Here is a 25,608-nt window from a genome sequence, read left to right as displayed (position 1 = left end):
AAGATCGCAGAGAAGCTTCGCCCCACATTAGGCTGTCACTAAGACGATTGTTTCGTACCGACCTCACATCGCCGCGGTCCCCCGCGGGCCCGCGTCGCCGACGTTGACATGCTCGCTGACGCGATCATGTCAAGAATTAACTATACACCGAAAATACTCTGGATTTTTGCAAGATAAACCCAATTGGAAACAGCTCGTTCCCGTTATGCTATTATCCATTAAGTTAACAAACCTGTTTCTGCTGCGAAAGCCGCGATTTTCATTTATTATATGGAGTGTCTAATCATGCTTGACGTGATCGCGTCAGCGAGCATGTCAACGTCGGCGACGCGGGCCCGCGGGGGACCGCGGCGATGCGAAATCGGTACGAAACAATCGTCCTAGTGACAGGCTAATGTAGGGCGGAGCTTCTCTGCGTTCTTTGCGTTCAATAAAAAAGCCACACAAACTGTGCTACAGACAACTTAACGATTAGGACTCTCTCCAGATGAAGTTCCCTTTGTCATCTTTTGCGACACTAACGTAAGGAACATCCAGGTCATGAGTGAAAAACAAGCGCGCATTTTTTCTTTGAATTAGCCGTTCTAAGAAACTTCTCTTTTCGTCGACCTTAAGTTCCCCAAATCTGTCATAACCCATGACGACGGGTATGTGGATCCAATGCCGGCCCGGAATCAAATCGGAAACAAATATGACAGGGCCCTCCGCAGTCTCGATCCAAGACAGCATCAATCCTAGGGTATGTCCGTCGGAGAATTCAAAATGGATATCCTTTCCCAAATCCAAATGACTGTCTTTTTCGATAAGCTTTAGCCTTCCCGACTCTTTCAATAGCCCTTGCAGATGTGGAATGAAGGATGCTTTTTCTCTAGGATGTGGCGAAAGTGCATTTTCCCACTGTTTTGCCCCGACAAAAAACTGTGCTTTCGGAAAAAAGAGCTTCGGAACATCTTCGCCAAAAGCGGATAGGATGCCTCCTGCATGGTCAAAGTGTAGATGGGAGAGAACAACGCTATCGATATCATTTTCAGAAAGTCCTATCTTCGCTAGAGAGCTCAGGAGTTTATTTTCTTGCGGCTCCACTCCATAACGCTCCATGAGCTTAGGTTCGAAGAAGTTTCCTATTCCTGCTTCAAATAAAATATTTCGTCCTTCTGATGTCTGGACGAGTAAACAACGTGTAGTTAGATGGATACGATTGAAAGAATCCGGCGCCTCCCATTTTTCCCATACGGTTTTAGGAACATGTCCGAACATTGCACCGCCATCAAGACGCAGACTGTTGCTTTCTACAATAGACAACTTCATTGTATTACTCCACGGGTTCTGCAGCGATCCAATTAGGGGCTCTTTTCTCTAAGAAGGCCTTTGCCCCTTCATGTGCTTCGCTTGTCCCCCTAACTTCGAGCTGATATTTCGCAGCCTTCTGCAGCTCTTCCTCAATGGAATCGCCGTTGAGTAGCTGTTTGGTTTTTCTGAGGGCTTCAGGACCGCCTTGCAATGCATGAAGGAGTATTCTAATGGATTGATTTTCAAGGTCTTGCAATGGATAAACCGAAGAGATTAAATCCAGTTGATGTGCTTCTGAGGCGTCGATCGTTTCGCCTAGCAACAGAAGTTTACGTATAGTGTTGCCGGGGAGCTTACGTTGCATCAAGGTGAATACTTGCACTGCCACCAGGCCGCGGCGTGTTTCCGGAAACGCTATTTGTAATTCGGGGGTGCCTATAGCCACATCGCAAGATAGCATCAAGCCTGCTCCCCCTGCATACGTTGTACCGTGGACAGCAGCTAAGGTGATTAGAGGGCTGTCGTATAATCTTGTGAATGTTTTGGCTAAGAGGAATGCGCTTTTCTCTGCTAATTTCTCATCACTGCTTTCATTCAAATCCATACCGGTGCAAAAGGCTGCTCCTTCTCCGGCTAGTAGAATTGCCCTTGCATGTACAGGTAGGTTGTCTAAAACTTCTAATAGCTGCTCTAAGAGTTCTACATTCAGGGCGTTCCGTTTATCGGGACGGGTTAATAGTATTTTTACTATCAAGGGGTGCGGAGAGCTGACTTGAATATGAGAGGGCATGGCTATTCTCCAACTAAGATATCAGGAACCTCGACATTTAATAATAGCAGCGCTTGCCCGAAGGTCTTTCCTTGGGAGTCTATACGCAATGAAAGACTACCTCCACCTTCCAGGACGTTGTACAACATGAAGTTGAAAGCTTCTAAATTATCAAGATCATAGCGGATGACTTTTTGTGGATTAACAGCAGCAAAGTGAGCTGCTACTTTGTCACTCTTCAAGTATGTTTTCAGATAGTCATAAATTGCTTTGTTATTAGCGATAAGACCAATATTGACATGACCACCTTTATCTCCGCTGCGCGCTTTTGCTATTTTAGACAGGGGTACGGTAACTAAGCGCATGGCATAATCTCCAAAATCTTTATTTCTTCCCTGATTTGGTCTGTTTCAACTAGGCAAGGCCAGTATCCAAATACAGGGCGTACATGCGGCCTTCCGGATGTGTAACCTGTGACGCCCGGGGGTCCGCAGGTGACTAGGGAGGCGATCTCTTTCGTAAATTTCTCGATTTTTGCATTGTCAGGATCTGCAGCGGCCACTCTAAGGACACATTCATACATGCTGTTCTCTGTTTTAGGGGCAGTACCGGGAGCGCATTCTCCTGTACCTAAGCATTCGGCCTGGAATTTTTCTGGGGCATAGCCGCCCTTATTCAGTTTAGCTAAAATTACCTCGCCGCAGCGGCGTGCCTTCTTAATAGCTTCAGCGCCAAAAATGGTCAGGTACCCTTCCGCCTTGAATCCGGCACGGTATGTGGCGCTGACTTTAAGTGTAAAAGGTGGTTCTACTCCTTTGGCTCCTGCGACTTTAACGCGGTTTACCCCTTCTTGCTGTACCTTAAGGTTCAGAAAAGAGGCTCTCACATCCGGGCTGATGTAATTTCCGGGATCTCCGATTTCATATAGAAGTTGTTCTTTGACCGTTTCAACAGTGACGGCACCTCCGCTCATAGGATCTTTTGTGATGGTGCAGCTTCCGTCATTCTCTACTTCTGCCACAGGGAAACCGATATTGAAGTAGTCGACTAGATCAAGCCAATCAGTAGAGATCCCTCCGGTAACTTGCGTGCCGCATTCAATCAAATGACCTGCTATAGTCGCACCTGCAATACGGTCATAATCATCCCATTTCCATTTATAATGGTGCATGCAGGGTCCTACGGTTAGACTGGGATCAGCAACCCTTCCTGTAATCACAATGTCGGCGCCGCTATTCAATGCATCTGTTATCGACATCGCACCCAAATAGGCATTGGCAGTGACGAGTTTATCTTTAACCGTACTGATAAAGGCATTATTATCTAGATTTTTGTATTGGGCACTCTCGCCGTTTTTAAGCAAGGCCAGCACGTCATCTCCCATGACTACGCCGATGGTGTATTTTCTTTTGCGGCATATCTTCTTGAGAACTTCAAAACATGCCTCAGCACATCCGAAAGGATTCAATCCTCCCGCATTGGTCACAACCCTGACTTTGGAACCTTTCTCCCAAAAGGGGATTAACATGGATATGATATCTATAAAGTCTTTGGCATATCCGCTTTTGGGGTCATGTTCTTTTTGAATCGCTAGGATGGAAAGGGAAACTTCTGAAAGGTAGTCCATCGTTAGGAAATCTAAATCAGGGAATGCGCGCACCAAATTTTCTGCAGCAGCGGGGTCATCCCCCCAAAAGGCCTGTGCATTTCCAATTTTTAAAGGCATAAATCTTAAACCTGTATAACACCGGTGTGGAAGGAAGCTTTTTCAGGCAAAGGAGCCCGTTTGACAAGACGCAATGCTTGTCCGATAATTGTGCGTGTTTCTGCAGGATCTATAATTGCATCGATCCAGCCTCTAGCAGCAGCATAGCGTATGTCTGTCTGGGTTTGATATCGTCCGACAATATCATCCTTCAAGGCTTTTCTCTCTGCTTCAGTTAAAGGCTTGCCATTTCTTTCTGCAGTTTTGACTTTTATATCTAATAAAGTGTCGCTAGCCTGTTCAGCACCCATGACAGCATATTTAGCATTAGGCCAAGCAAAAACAAAAGCCGGATCATAAGCTTTTCCGCACAGGGCATAGTTGCCCGCGCCGAAGGAATTACCGATGATCACAGTGATTTTAGGGACGATGCTATTGCTGATGGCGTTGACGAGCTTTGCCCCGCTACGGATGATGCCGGATTGTTCTGCTTCACGTCCCACCATGAAACCCACCACATCTTGCAGAAATAGTAGGGGTAGCTTCATCTGATTGCAGTCCATCACAAAGCGGGCCGCTTTATCGGCACTTTCTGCATAGATCACTCCGCCGATTTCAATTTCTCCTCGACCTGTTTTTACAGGGATGCGCTGATTAGCTAAAATTCCTACCTTTTCCCCTTCAATAGTAGCAAACGCAGTGACTAAGGATTTACCGTACTCTCGTTTGTATTCCTGTAGTGAACCTTTATCTACAAGGATATCCAGCAGGGAATGGATATCGTACGGTTTGCTGTTATCTGCGCTGACGATTTTGTAGATTTCCGGCTGTGGTTTATTTTTTATCGCGGAACTTTCCTCAGAGGGAAGCAAATCTACCAAGCTTCTAAGTCTTTCGAGGCAGGCAATATCATTTTCTTCCAGAAAATCGACAGTGCCGCTGATGGAAGCATGCATTTCAGCTCCACCAAGCTCTTCTGTATCAATTACTTGTCCTATTGCAGCTTTCACTAAGGCCGGACCTGCTAAATAAAGACCACTTCCTTTCGTCATCAAGAGTTTATCACAAAGGACCGGTAGATAGCCTCCACCTGCAATACAGTTACCCATAATGGCTGCAAACTGGGGGATGCCGCAGGCGGACAAAACGGAATTGTTGCGGAAGATGCGTCCGAAATCGTCTTCATCAGGAAAGATCTCATCCTGCAAAGGAAGAAATACACCGGATGAATCTACTAAATATAAAATGGGGAGCCTGCATTGATAAGCAATCCGTTGCGCTCTGAGAACCTTTTTGACGGATTGCGGAAACATCGCTCCCGCTTTGACTGTTGCGTCATTGGCGATGATCATACACGAGCGGCCTTGAACTGTACCAATACCTGTAATTGCCCCTGCAGCAGGAAGACCACCCCATTCTTGGTACATTTCATAAGCAGCCCAAAGACCTAGTTCTAAAAAGGTGCTTTTTTTGTCGATCAGCGCTGCAACTCTTTCTCGTGCAGACATCCGCTGTAATCGTTTCTGCCGCTCTAAACCTGCCTCTCCTCCGCCTTGCTGGAGCAGTTTTTCCCCTTCCTTGATCTTATCTATCAGTGTTTTCACTGCTTGATCCCTGTCAGCATGTCGGATAGCTTTTCTGTGGCCTCGTCTCCACTGCCCGCACCTAGTTCTAAGGCGTAGGATGCGTAGTATTTAGCTAGAGCAATATCTTTTGGTTTTCTGGTCTTGTCGGCCTTACCTAAAGCCGCCGTCGTAGTGTAGATGGCTATAGCTTGGGTGGCGACGCGGTCTAATTCGAACTGTTTGTCGACGATCTCTTCCCGATATTTCTTAAGCAATCCCAAAACTTTCCATCCAAAGGAACGGACAGCTTTGGATAATGCGTTCTTTTCATCCTGGAGTTCAGGTGCTTTAATATTAACAAAAGGGGTTGATGCGCGCTTTAATAGCTGTTTGAAGGCACCGAATAAGATATTTCTGTTTTCGATAGGGGAACCTAGACACTTGACGGCTTTTTGAAGGTCCATTCCAACATCCCGCATGCCGACAGCGCCTATGAAAGCCCTTAAAACCTCATTCGCACCTTCGCCTATCATATTCAAGCGCGCATCTCTCATCATTCTTTCTAAGGGAAGATCTGTAAAGAAGGATCGTCCCCCGAAAATCTGCATACTTTCGTAAATGATCTTCCACGAGGCTTCGCTAGCAAAGACTTTCAATAGGGATGATTCCAACATGATATCTTCAATCCCTTTGTCTACTAAGGAAGCTGTCAAATAGGTTGTGGCATCCATGGCAAACAGCAGTGCGGCATTCTGGGCAATTTTCTTTTTAACCAGAGGAAATGCAGCCAAAGGTTTATTGAATTGATAACGCGTTTTAGCATGCTCTAAGGCTAGGTTAGATGCTGTGTACGCACTGCCTGTACAAGTAGCTCCAAAGGTTGTTCTGCCATAATCCAAAACAGTCAGGCAAACTCTTAAACCTCCGCCCATTGGACCTAAAACGTTTTCTTTCGGGACTTCCACGCCGTCAAAGGCTAAATTGGCTGTCTTGCTGCCGCGCATGCCTACTTTTTCCAAGGCATGGGCCGTCACAGAGAAACCGGGCATATCGGGAGTGACAATAAATGCAGTGATCTTATCTCGCGGTCCATCCGGTGTGATGATCTTTGTTTTGGCCATCACAGTCAGCATAGCTGCTATACTCCCATTGGTCGTCCACTGTTTGCGGCCTGTGATTCTCCACACACCTTTATCTGCAATCCATTCTGCTTTAGTTTCTATCCCTGCAGCATCAGATCCGGCATTAGGCTCTGTTAGGGAAAATGCAGCAATGGCCTCTCCCCGTGCTAGGGGGGGCAGCCAGCGTTCTTTCTGCTCTTCATTGCCAAAGAGCAGCAAAGCTTTCAAACCTACACTTTGATGGGCATTAACGAAGAGTGCTGTGGCGCCGCAACGGCGTGCTAACACCTCGCACACACGGCAATAAGCATATTGTGACATGCCTAAACCACCATATCTTTTAGGAATAGTCATTCCTAAGACACCCAGATCCCCTAAACCTTTTATGACATCGGCGGGAATATTGGAGTTTCTATCTATTGAGGAGGCGTTGATATGTTCATTTGCAAAAGCTTCCACGCGAGCAACATACTCGTCGACCTCATTTTTATCTTGCGGACTTACTTCTGGATAAGGAAGAACAGCGTCTGCATAGAATGAGCCAAAATAAAGCCGCTTAGCAAAGGAGGGGGCTTTTTCCTCTGAGAATAGGAGCTCTTCAACCAGGCGCTTATGTTCTTCATCCATTCTTTTTTAACTCCACAAAACCTTTTTGATTTGGATCAAAGTATTCTATTGATCCGTTAGCGATATCAAAATACCAACCATGTAAGTGGATCTCTTCTGCATCAACTTTTGATTTGATAAAATCATAGGTCATTAAGTGATTAAGCTGCTCCACAATAGATAAATGTTCGCAGATTCTAACCAACTCCGCTGTGGTAGCATTGGGTTTGGCCTGTTTTACAGCGGCTATTTTCGCATTTAATCCCAAGCTTATCCAGTCAGCTACCATAGGCATTTTCTGGGACAGCGTTACCTGATCGGCAAATAGAGCTTCAATTGCTCCACATTTCGAATGGCCGCAAATAATAATCTCTTTTACGCCTAGGACTTCCACTGCGTATTGGATGGATGCTCCTACGCCATTAAGGCATTGTTGGGATCCGGCTACCGGTACGAAATTTCCCGCAGTACGAACAACGAATAATTGCCCCGCACTTGAATTGGTGATGAGTTCAGGAATAAGGCGGGAGTCGCTGCAGCCGATAAATAAGGATTTTGGCGTTTGCCCTTCCTGGGCTAATCTCATGAATTCTTTCTCATACATCGGGAATACGGTCGTACGGTACGCCTCATATCCCGGTGCTAAATAACTAAGTCTGTCGGCACTATGCATAGGTATAAATAATAAATTTAAAATTAATAGGAAAAAATATGTAAAGCGTTTCAAGTTTTATCTCCTGCGCTAACGGTTAGGAATATACCTATATCCCTAAATTAGGAGAACCTGTCAATAACGAAAACCAAAAAGAATAAGATCGATTTGGTTGGAAAAATAATCGACCTGTGCACAAAAAAACGCATTTCTTGTGCAGGTATTAAATGGAAGAATTCGCTAATAAGTCGAAAAGAGCTGTATTAAGATAAAAATTTTCGTTTTTAATCTTATGCTTAGTAAGTAAACCAATATTAACTATCTCATCAAGATATTTTAGAGCAGTATTCCGATGAATGCCTAATTCCGATGTAACAAAATCAACTTTAGTATAGGGATGTCTGAAAAGGTTGTTTAATAAATCCTGACTATAAATTTTTGGTAATTTTTCACGTAATGTATTCTTATATTGAAGCATGAGCTTACGCATATTTTGAATGAGTATTACAGTTTGGTTAGAAGTTTGCTCAACACCACTAAGAATATACAAAACCCACTCTTCCCATGCCTGGGTTTCACGAACGGCCTGTAGTAAACGATAATATTCGTTCTTACTTTTATTAATATAACGAGAAAGATAAAGGATGGGGAAATCCAAAAGGTTTTGCTTTACAAGATAAAGTATATTGATGATACGTCCTGTCCTTCCATTCCCATCGTAAAAGGGGTGGATACTTTCAAACTGATGATGAATGATTGCCATTTTGATCAAAGGATCTACATCACTGAGAGAATCATCATTAATAAACTTTTCTAAGTTATCCATGAATAAACGGATTTCATTTTCCTCTTGAGGAGGAGTATAAACAATTTCATCCGTCAGATCATTTTTTAGAACGGTACCTGGCGTTTTACGAAATCCAATACTGCTAGCTTCTAATGTCTCATGAATCTCCAAAATATTGTTATTAATGAGCAATCCCGTTTTCTTTACCTTTTCATAGCCGTTTTTTAATGCAGAAGCGTAGCTATAAACTTCTTTAGCGGCATAGCTAGTGAAATCTTTTTTTATGATGTCGCTTTGAAATAACTCATCATGTGTAGTGATGATATTTTCAATAGCAGAACTATCCTTAGCCTCTTGCAGCGAAAGAGTGTTAATTAAAATACTTTGGTTAGGAAAAATTCCACTTACGCCTTTCAATTCCGCAAGAGCTTGATGCGCCTTAGTTAGTTTTTTTAAGACACTCCTAGTCTCAATCTCGATTGAAAGGGGTAATAAAGGAATGGAATACTTCATTCTGCCCTATAGACCTTGTTTGTAAAAATGAATTTTATGCATGTCCTAAACCGGCAAAATTTTCAATTCAGCTTTTCCTTGCGCCTTTAAAAGGGCATTTTCACTTTCAAGCAGCTCATTATTTGCAAACACAACAGTTGTTGCCACATCAAAACCTGGAACTATATGCTGCTGTACTGCTAGGGCGATCTGTTCTCTATTTAGGCCTAGCGTGATTTCACGTACCTTCTGCCGCATAGCATAGGTTTTAGATTCTCTCCACCAAGTATAGGCTACATCGGAACGGCTGCCAGGAGCGATAGGGGAGTCCATTCCCTGAATGATTTCCAGTTTTGCTTCAAAGATATCGTCATCAGTGAAATCCCCGGCAGCAATGGTATGGATGGCTGTTTGAAATGCATTTAAGGTGTTTTGGATATTAGGATCGCGATATCCATAAAATGAAAAAATACCTGCCATCGTGTTGCAGTTGGCTCCTCCGCCGTAAGCGCCCCCTTGCTCCCGTATTGCGGTGTGCAAGTGGACGTTGTCCATGATATATGCTGCAAGGCGTAAAGCAGGAGCGTCCGGATGTGCGTAAGGAATGCTGGGCAATGCCACAGATGTGAAAGCGACGGGTGAGGCAACGACCCTGCCCTGGGAAGGGATCTTGGTTGGTTTTACATTATTTAACCAAGGATAAAAAGGTCTTTTAGGCATAGAATTCAGCCCAAAGTAGTCGTTGGCTTGCAGCTCTTTAAAAGTTGTGTCATCGCAAGCGACAGTCAAATCGGCATAGTTACCGTGCAGCAAGTGGGTTTGCAGTTCCTCCAGCTTGCTGATGACAAGATCTAAATGCTTATCTATGTCCTCTGCAATGTTTTTAATGAAGTGGTAATACCCCAATCCATACCATTCGTAGCTTATCTTGCCGGCCGGATGCAGCCCGCTTGCAGCCAGGTTGCTGGCATAGCGCATACTGCTCTGTGTAAGCGAGCTTTGCAAAGAGGTCCACTGCTTCAAAATGATCTCTTTCAAGCGTACCTTGTCCTTGAAGTCAACACCTTGGGCCATGTCATACAAAAGTTCGCACAGTTTACCTACGTTGCGGTTCAGGGCTTTGCCTCGGACGCAAAATTGTAATGTAGGGGAGTCTAGATTGCTCGTATGATAATAAAGGGGCGTAGAAGCACCGGCACCGCCTGTATGTGCATGCATAAAGGAAAGGACATCCATAAAGGAGCGATCGCCGCAGCCCATCTGTCCAAATAAAGAAACCAACAGCCTCATGTAAGGCAAGTCTTGCTCGTCTAAATGAGTGAGGGGGACAGCATAGTCAATATAGGCTATCTGGTTTGTAAACCCTTCATGGAAAAAAACTTGTAAGTTACGGTCAGCTAGAATATCTAGATGGATATCCTTAGTCTTTTTTGGAATATCATGGATGGAGACGATAGGCAATGTATCCTCATCCTGCTCTTCCAAATTTTCTTGAAAGACTTGCAGTTTCGCAGCTTCTTCCCTTAAGAAGATTTTATCTTTCTCATTGAGATTAGCCTGTACCTTGTTCAGATATTCTTCTTCTTTTTTACTTTCATCCGCTGCAAGGGAATGGTCCGGGGCCATTGTCAATGTCACGCGGTGGGTGTTGTTAACAAAGTACTTATCGATTAGGCCTGAAAGATATTTTGGATTGGTCTCGATGTTCTTGCGTATCTCATCGAAGAGTGTATGGATCATCAATCCATTCTCAGGTAATGCTCCGTGCTGTCTGAGCAAGGCTGCACGCGTGAAAAGCGTAAGCCCGAAAGGGAAGCCATCACCGGTTATCTCTGATCGGTGCAGCTCTAGTTGGTGCAAGGCACTTTCAAGATTTTCAGGATCAATTCCCTCTTTGGATATTAATGTGATCTGGTCTAGGAGGAGCTTTTCTAGAGCCTCCGCATTTTTAGCGTCGCAGCCTCTAAAAGACACTGCGATGGGAACTTCTGCGTTATCCGGATCTATAGTCATGAAAACTTGTTTGCAAAGCTTAGAATCCAATAAAGCTCTTTTTAACGGGGATGCATCCGTGTCCATCATGCAAGAGTCGATCAAGCATAAAGCTAATAAATCTTCTTGATGCAGTACATCGCAAGTCAACCAGGCGACGGTGATAATGGAGTTGTTTTCAGGGGTATCACGTGCTTCAGCAGGGAAATAGTCTACAGCACGTACCGGCTTAGTAAAGCGAGGCTGCTTAGGAACAGGCGGCAGTGGGTCAACCTTGGTGACTTTATCTAATAAAGCCTCACCGATAAAGTCCAAATGCTTTTCTGTAGGGATATTGCCATAAAAATAAAATAGGCAGCGGCTAGGATGGTAATATGTATCATGAAAGGCACGCAGTTCTTCATGCGTTAAATTAAGGATCTCAGGGGGTGTTCCGCCAGAATTCTTGCCATAAGTTACATCAGGATAAAGCAGTTCGTTGATTTTTTCCGCTAGGCGTGCATTGGCGGAAGCCATGCTTCCTTTCATCTCATTATATACGATGCCTTTAACTTCCAGTTTATCTTCATCATTAAGCTCTAAACGGTGACCTTCTTGTTTGAAGCTATATTCATGCAGTTTGGGATGGAATACAGCGTCTATGTAGATATCCAGAAGGTTATAAAAATCTTTTTCTACTTGCGATGCAGCAGGATAGCAGGTGAAGTCGTTGCCGGTTAAAGCATTCATATAGGTGTTCAAACTCCTGCGGGTCATGGAGAAGAATGGATCCCTTACAGGGTATTTTTCTGATCCGCACAAGACAGTATGTTCTAAAATATGCGCAACGCCATTGGAACTAGAAGGACGGGTCTGAAAGGAAAGTGAAAAGGCATTTTCGTCATCGTCTGCAATGATATGCATAATTTGTGCGCCGGAAGCAGTATGTTCTATCTCCAGCAAAGTCACCTGTAATTCAGGAATCGGCACTGAACGTGTAACGATAAATCCTTTGTATTTTTGGCCAACAGCAAGCAAATCCATTATTAAACCTCTATAGAGCTATCTGGGTAATCGTAGGGGAAGATAGGAATTTTGTATAGAGCGTTTGACGTCAAAGAATTTGCTTGATAATCTGTAGTTGTTTTTTGCATTGCCCATTCTTAAATTGGAGAAATAATGCTCATCGAAAATCGAAAAATTCCCAAAATTAACATCTTGCGTAGAGATCAAAGCTGCGATGCGACGGGAGTCGTTGTCGTAATAGACGTTTTACGTGCATTTACCACGGCAGCTTATGCTTTTGCCAGCGGCGCAGATAAAGTAATTATTGTGTCAAAAGTCGATGAGGCTAAATCACTTGCGAAAGCAATACCAGATGCTTTAACAATGGGAGAAGAAGGGGGACGTTATATTCCGGGCTTTACATTCGACAATTCCCCCTGGTCTTTCTTCGGAGTAGATCTCCACGGCAAAATACTTATCCAACGCACATCCTCCGGAACACAAGGCGTACTCCTGTGTGCTCATGCAGAGAAAATCCTGGTCTCAAGTTTTGTCGTTGCAGAAGCAACAATCGCCCGTCTTCACGCCCTAGAACCTGCAGAAGTAACACTTCTTGTCACGGGAACGCAGGATGGCAGTGAAGATCTTTCCTTAGCCGAATATATCCAAGCACGTTTAGAGAACCAGTATCAAGGACATATGGGGCCTTATCTAAAGAAAGTTACCAACTCTCCGGCAGGAATGCACGCCAGAGCTCCGCATGGCGATTACCCCATGTCAGACTTAGATGCAGCCTTAGCTGTGGATGCCTTCCCCTTCGCCATGGAAATCCTTCGTGAGTCTGGACTCTTAGTGTTACAGCCCATTAAGCCCAATGGATCCCTGTGGCGGTAAAGAATTGTCAACTCAGTTTGCATGTCATACCTAATGCGAGTCGCAGTGAAATTGTACGATGGGAGGAAAACACCCTTCGCGTCCGTGTTGCTGTTGTACCCGAAAAAGGCAAAGCTAATGCTGCTATTATGGCACTCCTAGCTTCAGTACTTGACCTTCCTAAGTCGCGGATTTCATTTGTGCGGGGAGAAACCTCTAAAGAAAAAGTTCTTCGTATTGAAGGAATGTCGATAGAAGAGGTAAAAGAAAAATTACATATCCATATCTCTAAGGCCAAATGAAAGACCTATTTAGCAGCGTGCTTTTAGTTTTTATCCTTCTTCTGTCCGGACTTAATGCTGAAGACGTCTCCCACGTAAGCGTCACTCGCCACTCTATGACCCTAGAGGGCAAGGTACTCCATTATAGAGCCAAAACAGGCACACTGATGATGCATAATGATGAAGGCAAACCTATTGCCGAATTATTTTATGTCGCTTACCACAAAGAACAAAATATCAAAGACCCTGCGCGGCCTATCACATTTTGCTTTGGGGGGGGTACGGGAAATGCTACCGCTTGGCTTCATATGGGCGGCATCGGCCCAAAAAAAGTGAATCTACCACAAGATGGCCGCACACCAGTTCCGCCCTACACATATTCCGATAATCCCTATTCATTACTAGATATCACCGATCTCGTTTTCGTGGACGCTCTTTCCACGGGCTATAGTAACGTTGCACAAGGGATAGAAGCAAAATCCTACTATAACTCCAAGGAAGACACAAAATTACTTGCAGCTTTTATTCGTGTTTATCTCACCCAGAATGGCTTATGGGATGTACCCAAATATCTATTAGGTCAGGGCTTTGGCGGGTTTCGCATCTGTGATCTAGCCTACTATCTCCATGATGAAAATTTTATATTTCTAAATGGACTAATACTGCTTTCTTCTATAATTAACTATCAGGCTATTTACGATCCTGAAGAAGGCAACGACCTTCCTTATGCTTTAGCTCTGCCTAGCCTTGCTGCCGCATGGAGTTATTATTCAGGGAAGAGCAATCCCTTAGAAGGTTTAAAGCAGGTAGAGTCCTTCGCAGAAAACAGTTATAGCCAGTCATTGTTTCATGGAAACAGTCTGGAAAAAGATAAGGCCAAAAAGACAGCGCAAGAGATCGCCAGTCTCACAGGAATAAATGAAGAATATATTCTTAAAGGGAACCTGAAAATAGGGACGCTTGCTTTCAGCAACGAACTATTGAGTACTAAACAAAAATCCCTTTCCCTCTACGATTCCCGTAATGAGTCTATGGTCTCAAATGAAATGACGGATCCTACTTGTCCCTCGGAACCTTATGAACATCTTATGGGCGCTTTTTATGCTGCTATCCATACATATCTCAGCCAAGACCTTCAATACACGTCAGATAAACAGTATGTATTACATGCTAAAGTTTGTCCCTGGTCTTTTGGACACAATAAGAACCAGTTCCCCAATATCTATGATAAACTTAAATATGAATTGAATAAAAATACTCAACTTAAGCTTTTCAGTGGCGCTGGTTTCTACGATCTTGTCTCGCCTTATTACGCGGTCCATTACTGCCTTTCACATTTAGGTCTAGAGCCTGTAGTGCAAAAGCGCGTGACCGAAAAAGCCTATCCTGCAGGGCACATTCTGACTTTAGATCCCTCCACCCAGAAGCAACTCAAAAGCGACCTCATTCAGTTTTACAATAGCCGGTCAAATGAATAGAATAGACTTCTTTCGAAATTCGCTTTGGTTGAGGAAATTGTCGATAAAGATGCCAAAAATGGCAATTTTAACATTCAAATGGAATTTCGAAAGAAGTCTGAACTGTGTGGTGTTCTTACTTTTCTGTTTAAGTTGTCTTCATGCAAGTGAGAAAGAGATTCAGCATGTAGATGGAACTTTAAAATATATTGTCGAGACTGATTGGCTTCCTGTACATCTAAAAGATCCCTCTAAAAAAGCTGCAGTCTTCTATGTTGCCTACCATGTTCCCTCTGTAAAACCCCGTCCTGTCACATTTTGTTTCAATGGCGGTCCCGGATCAGCTTCAGTATGGATCCATATGGCCGGCGTGGGTCCGCGCAGTGTTAAGACTCCCGTTTTACAGGACTTTAGGCTTCCTATTCAGGTTGCAGATAATCCGTTTACATTGTTGTCCGTAACAGATCTTGTTTTTGTCGATGCCGTATATACAGGTTTCAGCCGTCCGGAACCCCCTACGCCCGCTGCAGATTTCTTCAGTTATAACGCGGATATAGATTGCTTATCCAATTTCATCGACTCTTTTATCCAAACGCATAACCTTGGAGAAGTACCCCTATACCTACTCGGTTGCAGCTACGGTACATTACGTGTTGCTGGACTCGCTGATGCACTGCTTAATACGTATCATCATAAGGTGAGTGGCCTTATTATGCTGTCAGCCCTTCTAAATTTCCAATCACTTACTGCAGCATACCAACAAAACGATTCCCCTTACCCGCTCCTTATCCCGACTTTTGCAGTAGCCTCCTGGTACCATTCCATAGGGGATTCACGTAACTACACGGAAAAAGAGTGGATGGATAAAGCAACAGCGTGGGCCGCTGAAAAATATTTGCCTGCATTGATGCAGGGAGATTCACTTTCGAGAGAAGAACGTTCCGTCATTGCCCAAGAGATGAGTGCTATCGTAGGTATAGATAAAGAGCTTATTGAATTGCGCAATTTACGCCTGGATACTAATTACTATATCAAAGAACTTTTACGAAAAGAGAACCGGACAATAGGACGTTTTGACATACGCTATAAGGGGATAGACTCGGATGTAAACCGCACTGCGGGGGTTGAAGCCGATCCCAGCTACATTGTTATGGGCACCATTGCCGCCGGGTTTCAGGACTACTTAAAAAATGAACTTCATTTTGAAGTCCCCACTACCCCCGAATACTTTTTTCTAGGGAAAGCCTCATCCTGGCATTATGTCAATAATGGGCTACATTTCTTATGTCTGAATAAAAAAGTCAGTACCTTGATGGAGCGGCTGCCTGAAATGAAAATCTTTGTCGGCAGCGGCATATATGACCTTGCAACTCCTTATCGCGTTATACAGAACGATTTCTCACACTTGAATCTATCCCAAGCACAACTTCAAAATCGTTTCATACTTCAACTTTATGAAGGGGGACATATGTTCTACACCGATAGTAAGATCCAAGAAAAACTCTATCAAGATGTAAAGCAGCTCTATTAGAGCGTAACACTCGCCTGAGTTTTGGGGAGTTCAAGCTTAATGAACTCACTCCAGGACATCTCTAAGTTAGGATTAGCTTTAGTGTATTCATAGAAGCGCTTCACAAAATCTAGCCTTTCCGTCGCAGGCTCATTTTTCCAGATCAGCGCACGTCGGATTTGATAGAGGTCTGATCCACCTAGCAAATGCTGGCGGCGGATAATATCTTCTATGCTAACATCGCGAGAATTACGGATCATATCATACATCGTGATGAAGGTGGTCGCCCTTCCTTTACCTCCAGCACAATGGAAATGTATCCACATATCTTCGGGCAGTTGTCGCACAAGTTCTATAAACTGGTCTACAGTAGCATCATCAGGACGATGGTGATCGGTGACATAAAATCTGACATATCTAAGGTCATAGTGGTCAGCTAAATCTTTTTCCGAGAAGGTCTTGTTGACATGGAGAGGGCGGGGCTTGGCAGCAATTTTATCATCAAAAATACGGACATTGCCTACAGTCTTAGCCTGGATTAAGCGCTCGTTCTGGATAGTTTCGATTTCTGAAGGCGTCTTATTGACATTCTCATAGTTTCTGTAACCATACCAGCTGACAGCGGATCCATCCAGAAAGCCGTGGGTTTCCCTGCGTAGGTCTAAAATCATCACATCATCCGCAGGGATCAATTTGAGAATAGATTTTAATCCACGTTTGGAAAACTGTCCGCTAGCTGAGGCGTTCAGCTTATTTAATCCTTTTCGTGTAGGAGTAGGACCAATGTGTCTTTGATAGGCCGAAGTGGTTAGGCGGAAACTCGGAGGAAGGTTACGGGAATTGTCCATATTCTTTATCAACTTAACATTCCCCGGCGACTGCATACGGTTTTCAGTATCGTTAATATACCCTGTATGCCCACCCCATCCTAATAATCCGGTAATGGTAGCAAGTAATGTTGTGAAAAGAATCCACTTCATAGAAAACCTATCTTTAGCTCGATTTTACAAATTTATACAAAAAATATTAAAGAAATATTAAGATGGCAAAAAAACAACTTAAATTCCTTTAATAAAGCTACTTATAAACAACTTTTAATAAAGCCGACGCCGCCTGGATCCGCATGCTGGATGAAGGCTCCTGTATCGCCTCCATTAAAAATGGGATGGAAGCAATAGCGCCAATTTCAGAAAGAGCATTTAATATTCTTTCTTTGGTTTCCTTCCCGGCTCCAGCATAAGCAGCATGTAATGGCTCAACAGCAGCATCGCTCCTTCCCCACATAGCTAATACTAACGCCGCTTGCAGACGCGTCTGCGGAAACCGCGCTTTACGGAGTAATTCCTCCACAAGTTCTACTGCACTTTCATTCTTTTCAGAAAGCAGTATCAGAGACGCCATACCTGAAACTCCCCATGTACGAGAACTCAAAAAGGATTCCAACATGCTATACGCGCTAGGGACTTTCAAGATGGCCAACAACTGTAAAATCTCCAGCCTCTGAGCAATATCCATTAATTCAGGTGGCAGCTCTCCTTCAGAAGCATCTTTCGCAGCTACCACACCCGAAAGAAATCCGAAATTAGCTTGGGACATACGCTCAATTTTTCCATCCAATAGCTTTTCTACAACCCTGCTAGCAGGCAGCACCTCCGTCCTTAGCTTTAGCAATCCCAAAGCTGCATTCAACTTAATAAAGGGATCTGTTTGCTCAGCATAGGCTAAATACCTCAAATACGGAACAGCTTTAAGCCCTACAGCGCATAAACCCGACACAGCGCCTACTTTGACTTTCTGATTCGGATGTATAGTCAATAAGTTAAGCTTATTAATCCCTTCCTGGGGTTTGCAAAGGGCCAAAACCCACGCTCCACTCACTGCAAGTATGCCTTCGTGGGATTCGCTGCAGGTCCTTATATTTGCAATAATTTCTTCATTGGGTTCCCACTGGGGCCAAAAGACCGCTAAAGCTTGCAAAGACGCAGCACGCACTTCCCAACGCGGATCATCAACCAATTTAAATAAGGCAGGGATACTTTCCAATAATCTGGTAAAAACAGCATATTCTACCGCTAAAGCTCTTAAAGCAGGATCTTTTCCTTCTGCCAACTGCTTAAAACATTTGTAAGGATTGTCTTCATCGACCACAGCCAGAAACCGGGCTAGAATATGGCGCTCTTCCCTTGTCGTTTCAGGACGAGTGGAATAGGCTAGGATAAGTGCTTTAGCCTGCGGATGCTTCATACTGACTAACGATTCTAGGGCTGTCAGCCTGGTTAAAATAGATTTATCTGAAACGGCTAATTTAGCCAGTACAGGAGCGAACTCTATGGCTCTAATCTGCCCAACGACTTTGCACGCTGTGCTTCTGACCACTCCGCAAGTGTCGGATAGGCCCTGAGTGATAAAGGCATGAGCCCGCGCATCCCTAGCAGATCCCGCCGCAACGAGCGATGCTAAGCGTGTAACGGGAGCAGGATTGGAAAGGCCATTTTGCAGAATGCACCACGCTATTTCTTCTAATAACGCAGTATCTTCTTGCACGTTGGGGTAGCATGTAAAATATTGTCTGAAAGATGTTAGCATTTCGCTCTCTAATCCGCATTCAGCATAGACCAATATGAGGGTGCGCCTCAATCCTTGATCATGTGGATGTTCGGCAATAGCTTCAGCAATACATTCACACGCTTCTTGATAGTCTTTTAAAATAAGATGGCAGTCCACAACCTGCTGCCAGTCAATAAGGCTATTCCCGGCGTGAATAGTGCCTGTCGCACAAAATAGGATGGCCGTGATAATAGCAAACAGCTTCTTGAAAGAAGTAGATCTCATTACCGTATCAATTGGCTTATAGCCTTGAATTCACTCGCTTGCGAATCTTTGAGCAGTTCAAATAGAGCAGCTTCAGTGCAAGTGACTCTAGCACCGCAGTCTCTCAATTCGGCAATAGCGGTGGAAAAATCAAAGACAGAACGACTAGTAATAGAGTCGTTCAAAACAGTGACCTCCAACCCCTCCCGTAGTAAATCTTTAGCCGTTTGAAGTACGCAAACATGCGCTTCCATTCCAACAAGAATCCACTGCTTAACAGGACAAGACAGGATATACTCACGAAATTTAGAGTCGCCCAAACACGAGAAAGTTGTTTTAGTAAAGATTTGGAGATCTGTACCTTCTTCAAAAGCCATCTTTACTCCCAATGTCGTCGGTCCTAATCCTTTAGGGTATTGCTCTGAAATGATAATTGGCAATTTCAATAGGGAGCATCCGCGTACGGCTGTTGCTATATTTTGTACGACTTCGCAGCCTCTATCTACAGCAGCCACCAAGCAATCCTGCACGTCAATAACCAATAGGCCCGTGTGGGCCCTATCCAAAAATGAGACGCGCTGTTTCATCCTAATGCTCCTAAGGGACGGCCCCCGATCAAATGAAAATGCAGATGGAAAATTGATTGGCCGGAGTCAGACCCATTATTTGTAAGAAAACGGTAGGAATCTTCTATGTCAAATGCAAGCGCCATTTCCTGCGCAATTTCAACAGCTTCTGCAATCAGAGGAAGATCCTCTTTAGGCAAGGCCTGCAGATTAGAGAATTCTTTTTTCGGTATAATCAATAAATGCACCGGAGCTACAGGATAAAGATCCTTGATGACAATAAAACGTTCGTTTTCAAATACTTTTTCAGACGGGATCTCTCCACGGATAATCTTTCCAAATATTGTCGACATTATGAGTCCTTCGCATTCTTTAATGTATATTCCATCGCCTCAAAAGCTGCTTCACGGGTTTCCCAAACAGAGATAAAGCGTCCTTTATGACAAAAAACAGCACCCTCAATTTTAGAGACACGCTTTAAATCACCTTCTAAAAGTCCAGCCCATTCTTTCGGTAAGGGGATGCGCACTTCCATCTTCCTTTGGTAAGTAGGAGGAATGCCTCGGAGTTTCCAGTGTTCTCCTGCAGGCATAATCACAAACTTGGCTTTATGATTTAGTCCGCCCAAATCAAAAAATGCCTCTATCCAGGGGATACTTTTATCAAAAATTAAAAAGTCACCATTTTGGTGCATTGACTCAGCAACAAGGTTGCGACATTCTTTAATGTAGGAATAACGGTCATAAAGCCGTTTTAGATGCCCTAACGCAAAATCTAATGCATTAAAAAATGCTTCATTTTGCTCTAGCGGCGGTGCATCATTATGGATGGTATTGAAATTGGTGATAATATTGGAATATGTGCAGACACCGGGAATTTGCGGATCCCTGCCATTATCATGATCGTCTACTCCACTGATCAATACATTATTAAAGTGCTTATATAAATCGTTCGCAATAATGCCGGTCTCATTAAGGTATTCTAATACCATTCCGGCACTGCTCATCAGCCCTTGGTATTCTGCTTGATGATGATCGAAAAGATGCTTTTTGGGGTCATAAAAACCTCCCACATCACACACATAATCGCATGAAGCAAGTAATTGTGGATCACGCGTCCGTACTATATGCTCACGATCAACTAAATCAAAAAGTACCAACAGGGCGCATGCTGTCACCTCATCGGCATGAAAAGAGCCGTCATGCGTTCCTACTGAACGTGAAATAATTTTAGATTCTGCCATTGCTCAAAACCCCTAGAAAACAGTCTATATTGCCAGAAACCCCTAATAAATCCCAAATAGGAAGCGATTTATGAACAATTTATTATTCACTTATGATTAAGGCACTTGGGAAAAAATAATGACTAAAGCTAGGAGTGTGTGAAGTTTAAGTCTTTGATATTTAGATATATATAAATATCAGTCTGTCTTAAAGCCTTAAGCGTGTTAGGTCTGTGGGTTGTGAACAATTAAAAAAATGAACAATTTATCAACGGTTTTCCCACCGGAAACAGAGCTAAATTCCAGTGATTTAGGAAATTGTTTGAACAAAAGGCGTACAGTGTTGCGGCAAATTCTCTTTTAAGTTAAAAAAACAAGACCCTTTAAAGAAGAATTCCCATGAATAACGCCTTCCATCCTTTGATTTCTTATCATTACGACCTCGTCACCCCTGATGGTGTGGTTAAAGAAATCACCTTTATCAATGAAAAACATGCGCAAGCAATCATTCTCATTCAAGATATCTCCCCCTTGTTTGTGGGCTTTCAAATCGATATCCAGCGTGTCCTTTTTAATATCAAAAGTACACTTGCACAAGTCGGTGTGGATGGAATCAGCACCCATATTGAATTAGATAAAACCAGCCGCACTGCCCTAGTGCACGTCAACCTGAATGCGATAGGGGAGCTGGCTAAGGAAATGCTCCCTTATATTAAAGTAGGTGCTAAGATCGGTAAGCTTTTCGCCGCCGATGAAAGAAGGCGTGTCCGAAATCCTGACTATCTTTTCCGCATGTTCGGACGATCCGACCGTTGGGGCGCCCCGCTCCTATCCTTAGGGGGATTGCAAGGAAGCTCCGATCTAATCCTTGATAAAGTCGATGGAAGGACTGTGGCTTATCTTTCCTTGCAAAATGGTCGCGTCGAATATGGACCTACCGTACGCGGATTTCTCCCTACACTCGGTCTAGCTCTCAGCACTAACATCTCCACCCGCGACCTGCTTCGCCTCCACCAAGAATGGAAACCCCTTCACGCCCGCAATATAGAATCGGAAAACGAACTACTCCTTGTACGCACCCTACCCCTGCATATCCGTACTGTTTTTGGCAGAGTGATAGACGAATATTTATCTCCCGGCTATCACCATACTTCAGCATCCATATTACAGCCCGACACAAAGGCTTCAGGCGATATCTATGAACTTTATGGTCAATCGAAAAGAGAACTCACTGATATCCCCCTCGAATTTTACACGCTCGAACCCTACCGCGAACACGTTTTCTTCTCCGATCGCGATCAACTGCAAGCCTCATTGGAAGATCCTGAAGTCCTCTTCACTGCCTTCAGCACTGCATCAGGAGAACATGACTCCAGATCAGCTGTATTCATTGTCAAAGGGGACCAGCTGCTTAACCTAAAAACAGAAGATTGGGTCACTAGGGAAACACACTTCCATGATTTTCCCGGCCTGGCACAAGGCTCACGGCAAGCACTCATGGTGGAACGGTATATTCAACAACAGCCTTCTTATCCATTTCTAAAAGCTATCGATGATAACATTATCACCAGCCAGGGAATCCTTCTTACAAGATACTTCCCTTCACCCTTAATGAAGCGCATGCTTTTAGGCGATCAAGTACAAAGGCATCTGAAAGGAATTTACTTCCAATACCCGTCGATGTCATATGAAGGATTCTTCTCCGCTGAAGATAGGGCATTGCTCCATGACCTTGAGAAATTCGCAATCCCAACCTACTGGGTCGATCCCGTCACAAGAAATATCCTCCAATATACCCAAAAAGCCGGTTATGACTCCGGACTGTTTGTCCCTATCCACCAAGTAGACATGTTTATTAAGTCCACAGTGTTCGGAATTTATGGTTCTAATCTTCTGGAAGATATTTTCGAGCAAGAATTACGTGAACTGATGCAGGGATTATTGGAAATGCGCAATGAAGTAAACCACCCCATGTTACATCCAGGCGTCCCTTTATCGCTAGTAACAGGTGGCGGACCGGGCGCTATGGAAGTGGGAAATCGCGTCGCAAAAGAACTCGGGATTTTATCCTGTGCTAATATCGTGGACTTCCGTGTCAAGACAGGAGCAGTTGTCAATGAGCAAAGACAAAATGCCTATATCGATGCAAAAATGACTTATCGGCTGGATAAGCTGGTGGAAAGGCAAGCTGAATTTAATTTAGATTTTCCGATTTTCCTCACGGGAGGAATTGGAACCGATTTCGAATATAGCTTAGAAGAAGTCAGGCGTAAGATCGGCGTCACTGCAGCTACACCAGTGTTATTGTTTGGTTCTCCGGAGTATTGGAAAGAGAAAATAACAGCACGCTACAAGTGCAATCTTGCGGCAGGAACAATAAAAGGTTCCGAGTGGCTTTCCAATTGTTTCTATTGTATTCAGAACGCTAAACAAGGCTTAAGTGTTTACAGAGATTTCTTTAAAGGCGAGCTGCCTATCGGAAAAACCGGTCCGGTACTAGACGACGGCTTCGTTATCGTCAAGTAAGCTTGCAGGCAAGAAGTTGTCTGTGGAGAAGTTTTTGTAGCGTTTTTATGAACGCACACAGAAGTTCTACTGATAGCCTCTTACAGAACAAACTACTTCTGGCTTTCAGCAACCTTGTCGTTATAAAACGCGACACGCAAAAAGCCTGCTATTTCCCTAGGATTGACCTTTGCCTTTGGATCAAACTTGCCATTCGCAATTTTGATCAGATAATCGGGATGGGTCTTATAGACGATGTTGCGCCAAAAGTTCCTGTTGTAATTAGGATGACGTTCAAGAAAATCTTCCATTTCCTCATACGTAGGAACAGTCGAATCAATTTGACCGCCTTCTTTGAAATAGTTAAGCCAGCCAATAAGGGCTATCTCAACTTCTAAGGGGAGTGAACGGGATTTAGCAGCAAATTGATCTGCTTTAATAGTATCCAAATTGGCAACTAAATCTTTATAACTTTGGGGTGCATCTTTCCAGTTTTCAGGCTGCCATTCAGGCAGTACCTGCAGAAATTCTTTAAACGTGTCTAATGTAACTGTACGTACTATAGTTTCAGGTTTTAGGAGCCTAGCCCAAGTGTGGTATAAAAAGATAACTTCGGGAGGCGCTGCAACAATGTTTTCAGCTTCGCCCGGTATAATGGATACTTTGCCCTCAGTATAGTTAAACCCGGGCATATATCCTTCTTTCACGGGGACATTGGGGCGCATGTACTCTGAGAACTGCCATAAAAATAACGACATTTGACGGTTGGTCACCTGCAAGAATGGACTTTTCTCAATAGATTCCGTCCTTTCTTGCTGAAACCAATTAGCTGAGCCCCACAAAACGGCTGCAATACACGCTATAACAGCGAGCCAGATCCAAGGAGGAAATGGATCGCTGCTATAACTCTCCCGAATGAACTTACTTTCATCTAAGGAAGGTTTGCGGTCGAATTCACCTTGAGAAGGTCTGTGGTCGAACTCATCTTGCTCAGGCATAATAATCCTTTAGAAACCGTAAGATGCGCGAATGGAGAAATAATTCGTCGGTGTGCAGGACCACTGTCCTTCCACAGAGTAACCGTCATGATATTCTAAGAAGAATCTCAGACGCGGTTGTAAACAATTTGTTTTACCGATTTCATAACCAAGCACATAGGTAGCGTCAAAGTGGCGTTTGAAGTCCTTATTGAATCTGAAGTGCGCTGCAACAAAAGGCACGCGGTAGAGGTCATTACATATGTCAAGAATACCTAGAGAGGTGATACGTGCTTCAAAACCGCATTCGGAATAGAATCTACCAGTCTCAAATGAGCTGTCCTGTTCCAAAACTGCTCCTAAGCCTCCGTATAAACGTAGGTCGTTGAACCACTGATAGGAGATGAAAAAGTCAAGGTATTCAGCGCTGGGGTTACGTCGAACGAAGTGTGGGTGGTTGAGTAAGAATTCATCGCCCACGTGGGAGGAGATGTGGAATACTCTACCTCTAGCTGACCAATTCTCAAAAGCATAGTTAACATGGATACCTACATAATAGTCGGCATTCATTAGAGGAGAAGAGTAGGTGCATGGATCAAATACCGCCCATAAGCAGCCATCTAAATCTATCTGTAATTTATCGCCGCATAGCCATGCATTGCACCAGCCATAGACAGGGAAGGTATCAAAGTAGGAAACGTCGATGACATCTTTTGTAAAAGCTTGGTCATTATATCTCCAACCTACGGAATAAGTAATTTGGCGGGGGTCGGCGATCAATGGTCTGAAAAGGGGAGGACGTTGCGGCATCCATCCGCCTGTTAAGCAGCAAGGCCAGTTAGCTGTATCATCTACCCATAAGAAGTTTGGGCAGCAATAACGGGATTGTGTGTCGCAGCAGTCATAACCTTCAGAATACCAGTTTGCATCCTGTGAATAATAGCTGTCTCCTTGAAAATACTCTCCCCGGGGAAGATAAGCATCGCAAGGGGAATTACTTAAGTCAACCGTGTACGAGCTTTCTGAGGAGCAAGCAATTTGAGAGTTAGCAGATTGGTTGGAACCAGTGGCAGGTCCGTTGCAGCTGCAAGGTTTTCCGTCCATGCAACCGCAGTGGCTTTCGGCTGTGCAGTGACAGTTAGAACCCATGTCATTCGCGTGTAGTGAGCCCATCATCACAGTGACGAGTAAAGCAAAAAAAGAGAAAAATCGCATTATGTTACCTTACGTGTAAAGTATCGTGTACAGAGTAGAAATACGTACCATAAGGAAAGATATTTGTGGAAGAAAAATTTTAATTTGGTTTTCGCGAGATGTCCTTTGTCAAGCCCCGAAGTGTTAACTTTTTCCTTGCATCTTTAGCCTCAGCGTGCTATAATAAAAGCATGAAAAAGCCAACGCACCCCATAAACTCCAAAAGCAATTTTCAATGCTTCCATTCAG

Annotated in this window: 21 protein-coding genes; 5 read left to right on the top strand and 16 right to left on the bottom strand. The window is 43.9% G+C overall.

Annotated features, from left to right (window positions below):
- Positions 1–471: 471 nt before the first annotated feature.
- The 9 genes from WC222_11090 to WC222_11050 form a co-directional block, all read right to left on the bottom strand.
- Positions 472–1,308: an MBL fold metallo-hydrolase gene (locus WC222_11090; protein MFA6916933.1), complete on the bottom strand. Its 837-nt coding sequence runs from the start codon at positions 1,306–1,308 to the stop codon at positions 472–474.
- A 4-nt stretch (positions 1,309–1,312) separates the two neighbouring features.
- On the bottom strand, positions 1,313–2,080 hold the full coding sequence (locus WC222_11085) for an enoyl-CoA hydratase-related protein (protein MFA6916932.1): 768 nt from the start codon (positions 2,078–2,080) through the stop codon (positions 1,313–1,315).
- A gap of 2 nt (positions 2,081–2,082) precedes the next feature.
- Positions 2,083–2,424: a hypothetical protein gene (locus WC222_11080; GenBank protein ID MFA6916931.1), complete on the bottom strand. Its 342-nt coding sequence runs from the start codon at positions 2,422–2,424 to the stop codon at positions 2,083–2,085.
- Positions 2,415–3,785, bottom strand: coding sequence for an acyclic terpene utilization AtuA family protein (locus WC222_11075; GenBank protein ID MFA6916930.1), 1,371 nt, complete (start codon positions 3,783–3,785; stop codon positions 2,415–2,417). Before WC222_11075 ends, WC222_11080 begins: the two co-directional genes overlap by 10 nt.
- Before the next feature lie 5 nt (positions 3,786–3,790).
- The gene (locus WC222_11070; GenBank protein ID MFA6916929.1) at positions 3,791–5,368 is read right to left on the bottom strand and encodes an acyl-CoA carboxylase subunit beta; all 1,578 of its coding nucleotides are present in this window, start codon (positions 5,366–5,368) and stop codon (positions 3,791–3,793) included.
- Positions 5,365–7,077: an acyl-CoA dehydrogenase family protein gene (locus WC222_11065; protein MFA6916928.1), complete on the bottom strand. Its 1,713-nt coding sequence runs from the start codon at positions 7,075–7,077 to the stop codon at positions 5,365–5,367. Before WC222_11065 ends, WC222_11070 begins: the two co-directional genes overlap by 4 nt.
- Positions 7,070–7,783 (bottom strand): carbonic anhydrase, encoded by a 714-nt coding sequence (locus WC222_11060; protein ID MFA6916927.1) that lies wholly within the window; start codon positions 7,781–7,783, stop codon positions 7,070–7,072. Before WC222_11060 ends, WC222_11065 begins: the two co-directional genes overlap by 8 nt.
- Before the next feature lie 148 nt (positions 7,784–7,931).
- Positions 7,932–9,008 (bottom strand): Fic family protein, encoded by a 1,077-nt coding sequence (locus tag WC222_11055; GenBank protein ID MFA6916926.1) that lies wholly within the window; start codon positions 9,006–9,008, stop codon positions 7,932–7,934.
- Positions 9,009–9,053: 45 nt separating this feature from the next.
- Positions 9,054–12,002: an insulinase family protein gene (locus tag WC222_11050; GenBank protein ID MFA6916925.1), complete on the bottom strand. Its 2,949-nt coding sequence runs from the start codon at positions 12,000–12,002 to the stop codon at positions 9,054–9,056.
- A gap of 135 nt (positions 12,003–12,137) precedes the next feature.
- Between WC222_11050 and WC222_11045 the strand changes: the two genes are divergently transcribed.
- The 4 genes from WC222_11045 to WC222_11030 are packed head-to-tail and all read left to right on the top strand — an operon-like array spanning position 12,138 to position 16,105.
- Complete coding sequence (locus tag WC222_11045) at positions 12,138–12,857, top strand: 2-phosphosulfolactate phosphatase (protein MFA6916924.1); 720 nt, start codon at positions 12,138–12,140, stop codon at positions 12,855–12,857.
- Positions 12,848–13,138: a DUF167 domain-containing protein gene (locus WC222_11040; GenBank protein ID MFA6916923.1), complete on the top strand. Its 291-nt coding sequence runs from the start codon at positions 12,848–12,850 to the stop codon at positions 13,136–13,138. Before WC222_11045 ends, WC222_11040 begins: the two co-directional genes overlap by 10 nt.
- Complete coding sequence (locus tag WC222_11035; GenBank protein ID MFA6916922.1) at positions 13,135–14,595, top strand: hypothetical protein; 1,461 nt, start codon at positions 13,135–13,137, stop codon at positions 14,593–14,595. Before WC222_11040 ends, WC222_11035 begins: the two co-directional genes overlap by 4 nt.
- A 58-nt stretch (positions 14,596–14,653) precedes the next feature.
- On the top strand, positions 14,654–16,105 hold the full coding sequence (locus tag WC222_11030; protein MFA6916921.1) for a hypothetical protein: 1,452 nt from the start codon (positions 14,654–14,656) through the stop codon (positions 16,103–16,105).
- Here WC222_11030 and WC222_11025 read toward each other — a convergent pair.
- The 5 genes from WC222_11025 to WC222_11005 form a co-directional block, all read right to left on the bottom strand.
- Complete coding sequence (locus WC222_11025) at positions 16,102–17,064, bottom strand: hypothetical protein (GenBank protein ID MFA6916920.1); 963 nt, start codon at positions 17,062–17,064, stop codon at positions 16,102–16,104. The genes WC222_11030 and WC222_11025 overlap by 4 nt on opposite strands.
- A 97-nt stretch (positions 17,065–17,161) precedes the next feature.
- Positions 17,162–18,916, bottom strand: coding sequence for a HEAT repeat domain-containing protein (locus WC222_11020; GenBank protein ID MFA6916919.1), 1,755 nt, complete (start codon positions 18,914–18,916; stop codon positions 17,162–17,164).
- A complete protein-coding gene (locus WC222_11015; GenBank protein MFA6916918.1) occupies positions 18,916–19,482 on the bottom strand; it encodes an isochorismatase family protein in 567 nt (188 codons plus the stop codon). The genes WC222_11020 and WC222_11015 overlap by 1 nt, the downstream gene beginning before the upstream one ends.
- The gene (locus WC222_11010; protein ID MFA6916917.1) at positions 19,479–19,814 is read right to left on the bottom strand and encodes a histidine triad nucleotide-binding protein; all 336 of its coding nucleotides are present in this window, start codon (positions 19,812–19,814) and stop codon (positions 19,479–19,481) included. The genes WC222_11015 and WC222_11010 overlap by 4 nt, the downstream gene beginning before the upstream one ends.
- Positions 19,814–20,704: an MYG1 family protein gene (locus WC222_11005; protein ID MFA6916916.1), complete on the bottom strand. Its 891-nt coding sequence runs from the start codon at positions 20,702–20,704 to the stop codon at positions 19,814–19,816. Before WC222_11005 ends, WC222_11010 begins: the two co-directional genes overlap by 1 nt.
- 378 nt (positions 20,705–21,082) lie before the next feature.
- Here WC222_11005 and WC222_11000 point away from each other — a divergent pair, with 378 nt between their 5' ends.
- Positions 21,083–23,209 carry a hypothetical protein gene (locus tag WC222_11000; protein MFA6916915.1) on the top strand — a complete coding sequence of 709 codons (2,127 nt, stop codon included), beginning with the start codon at positions 21,083–21,085 and terminating at the stop codon, positions 23,207–23,209.
- A gap of 92 nt (positions 23,210–23,301) precedes the next feature.
- Here WC222_11000 and WC222_10995 read toward each other — a convergent pair whose 3' ends face one another.
- Both WC222_10995 and WC222_10990 read right to left on the bottom strand, forming a co-directional pair.
- Entirely contained in the window at positions 23,302–24,186 is an 885-nt protein-coding gene (locus WC222_10995; protein ID MFA6916914.1) for a hypothetical protein, read from the bottom strand.
- Between the two features lie 9 nt (positions 24,187–24,195).
- On the bottom strand, positions 24,196–25,380 hold the full coding sequence (locus WC222_10990; protein ID MFA6916913.1) for a DUF1207 domain-containing protein: 1,185 nt from the start codon (positions 25,378–25,380) through the stop codon (positions 24,196–24,198).
- Positions 25,381–25,608 lie beyond the last annotated feature (228 nt).

This window comes from Parachlamydiales bacterium (genome assembly GCA_041671045.1).
Lineage (GTDB): Bacteria > Chlamydiota > Chlamydiia > Chlamydiales > JABDDJ01 > JABDDJ01.
This window is presented reverse-complemented; position numbering and strand designations above follow the sequence as displayed.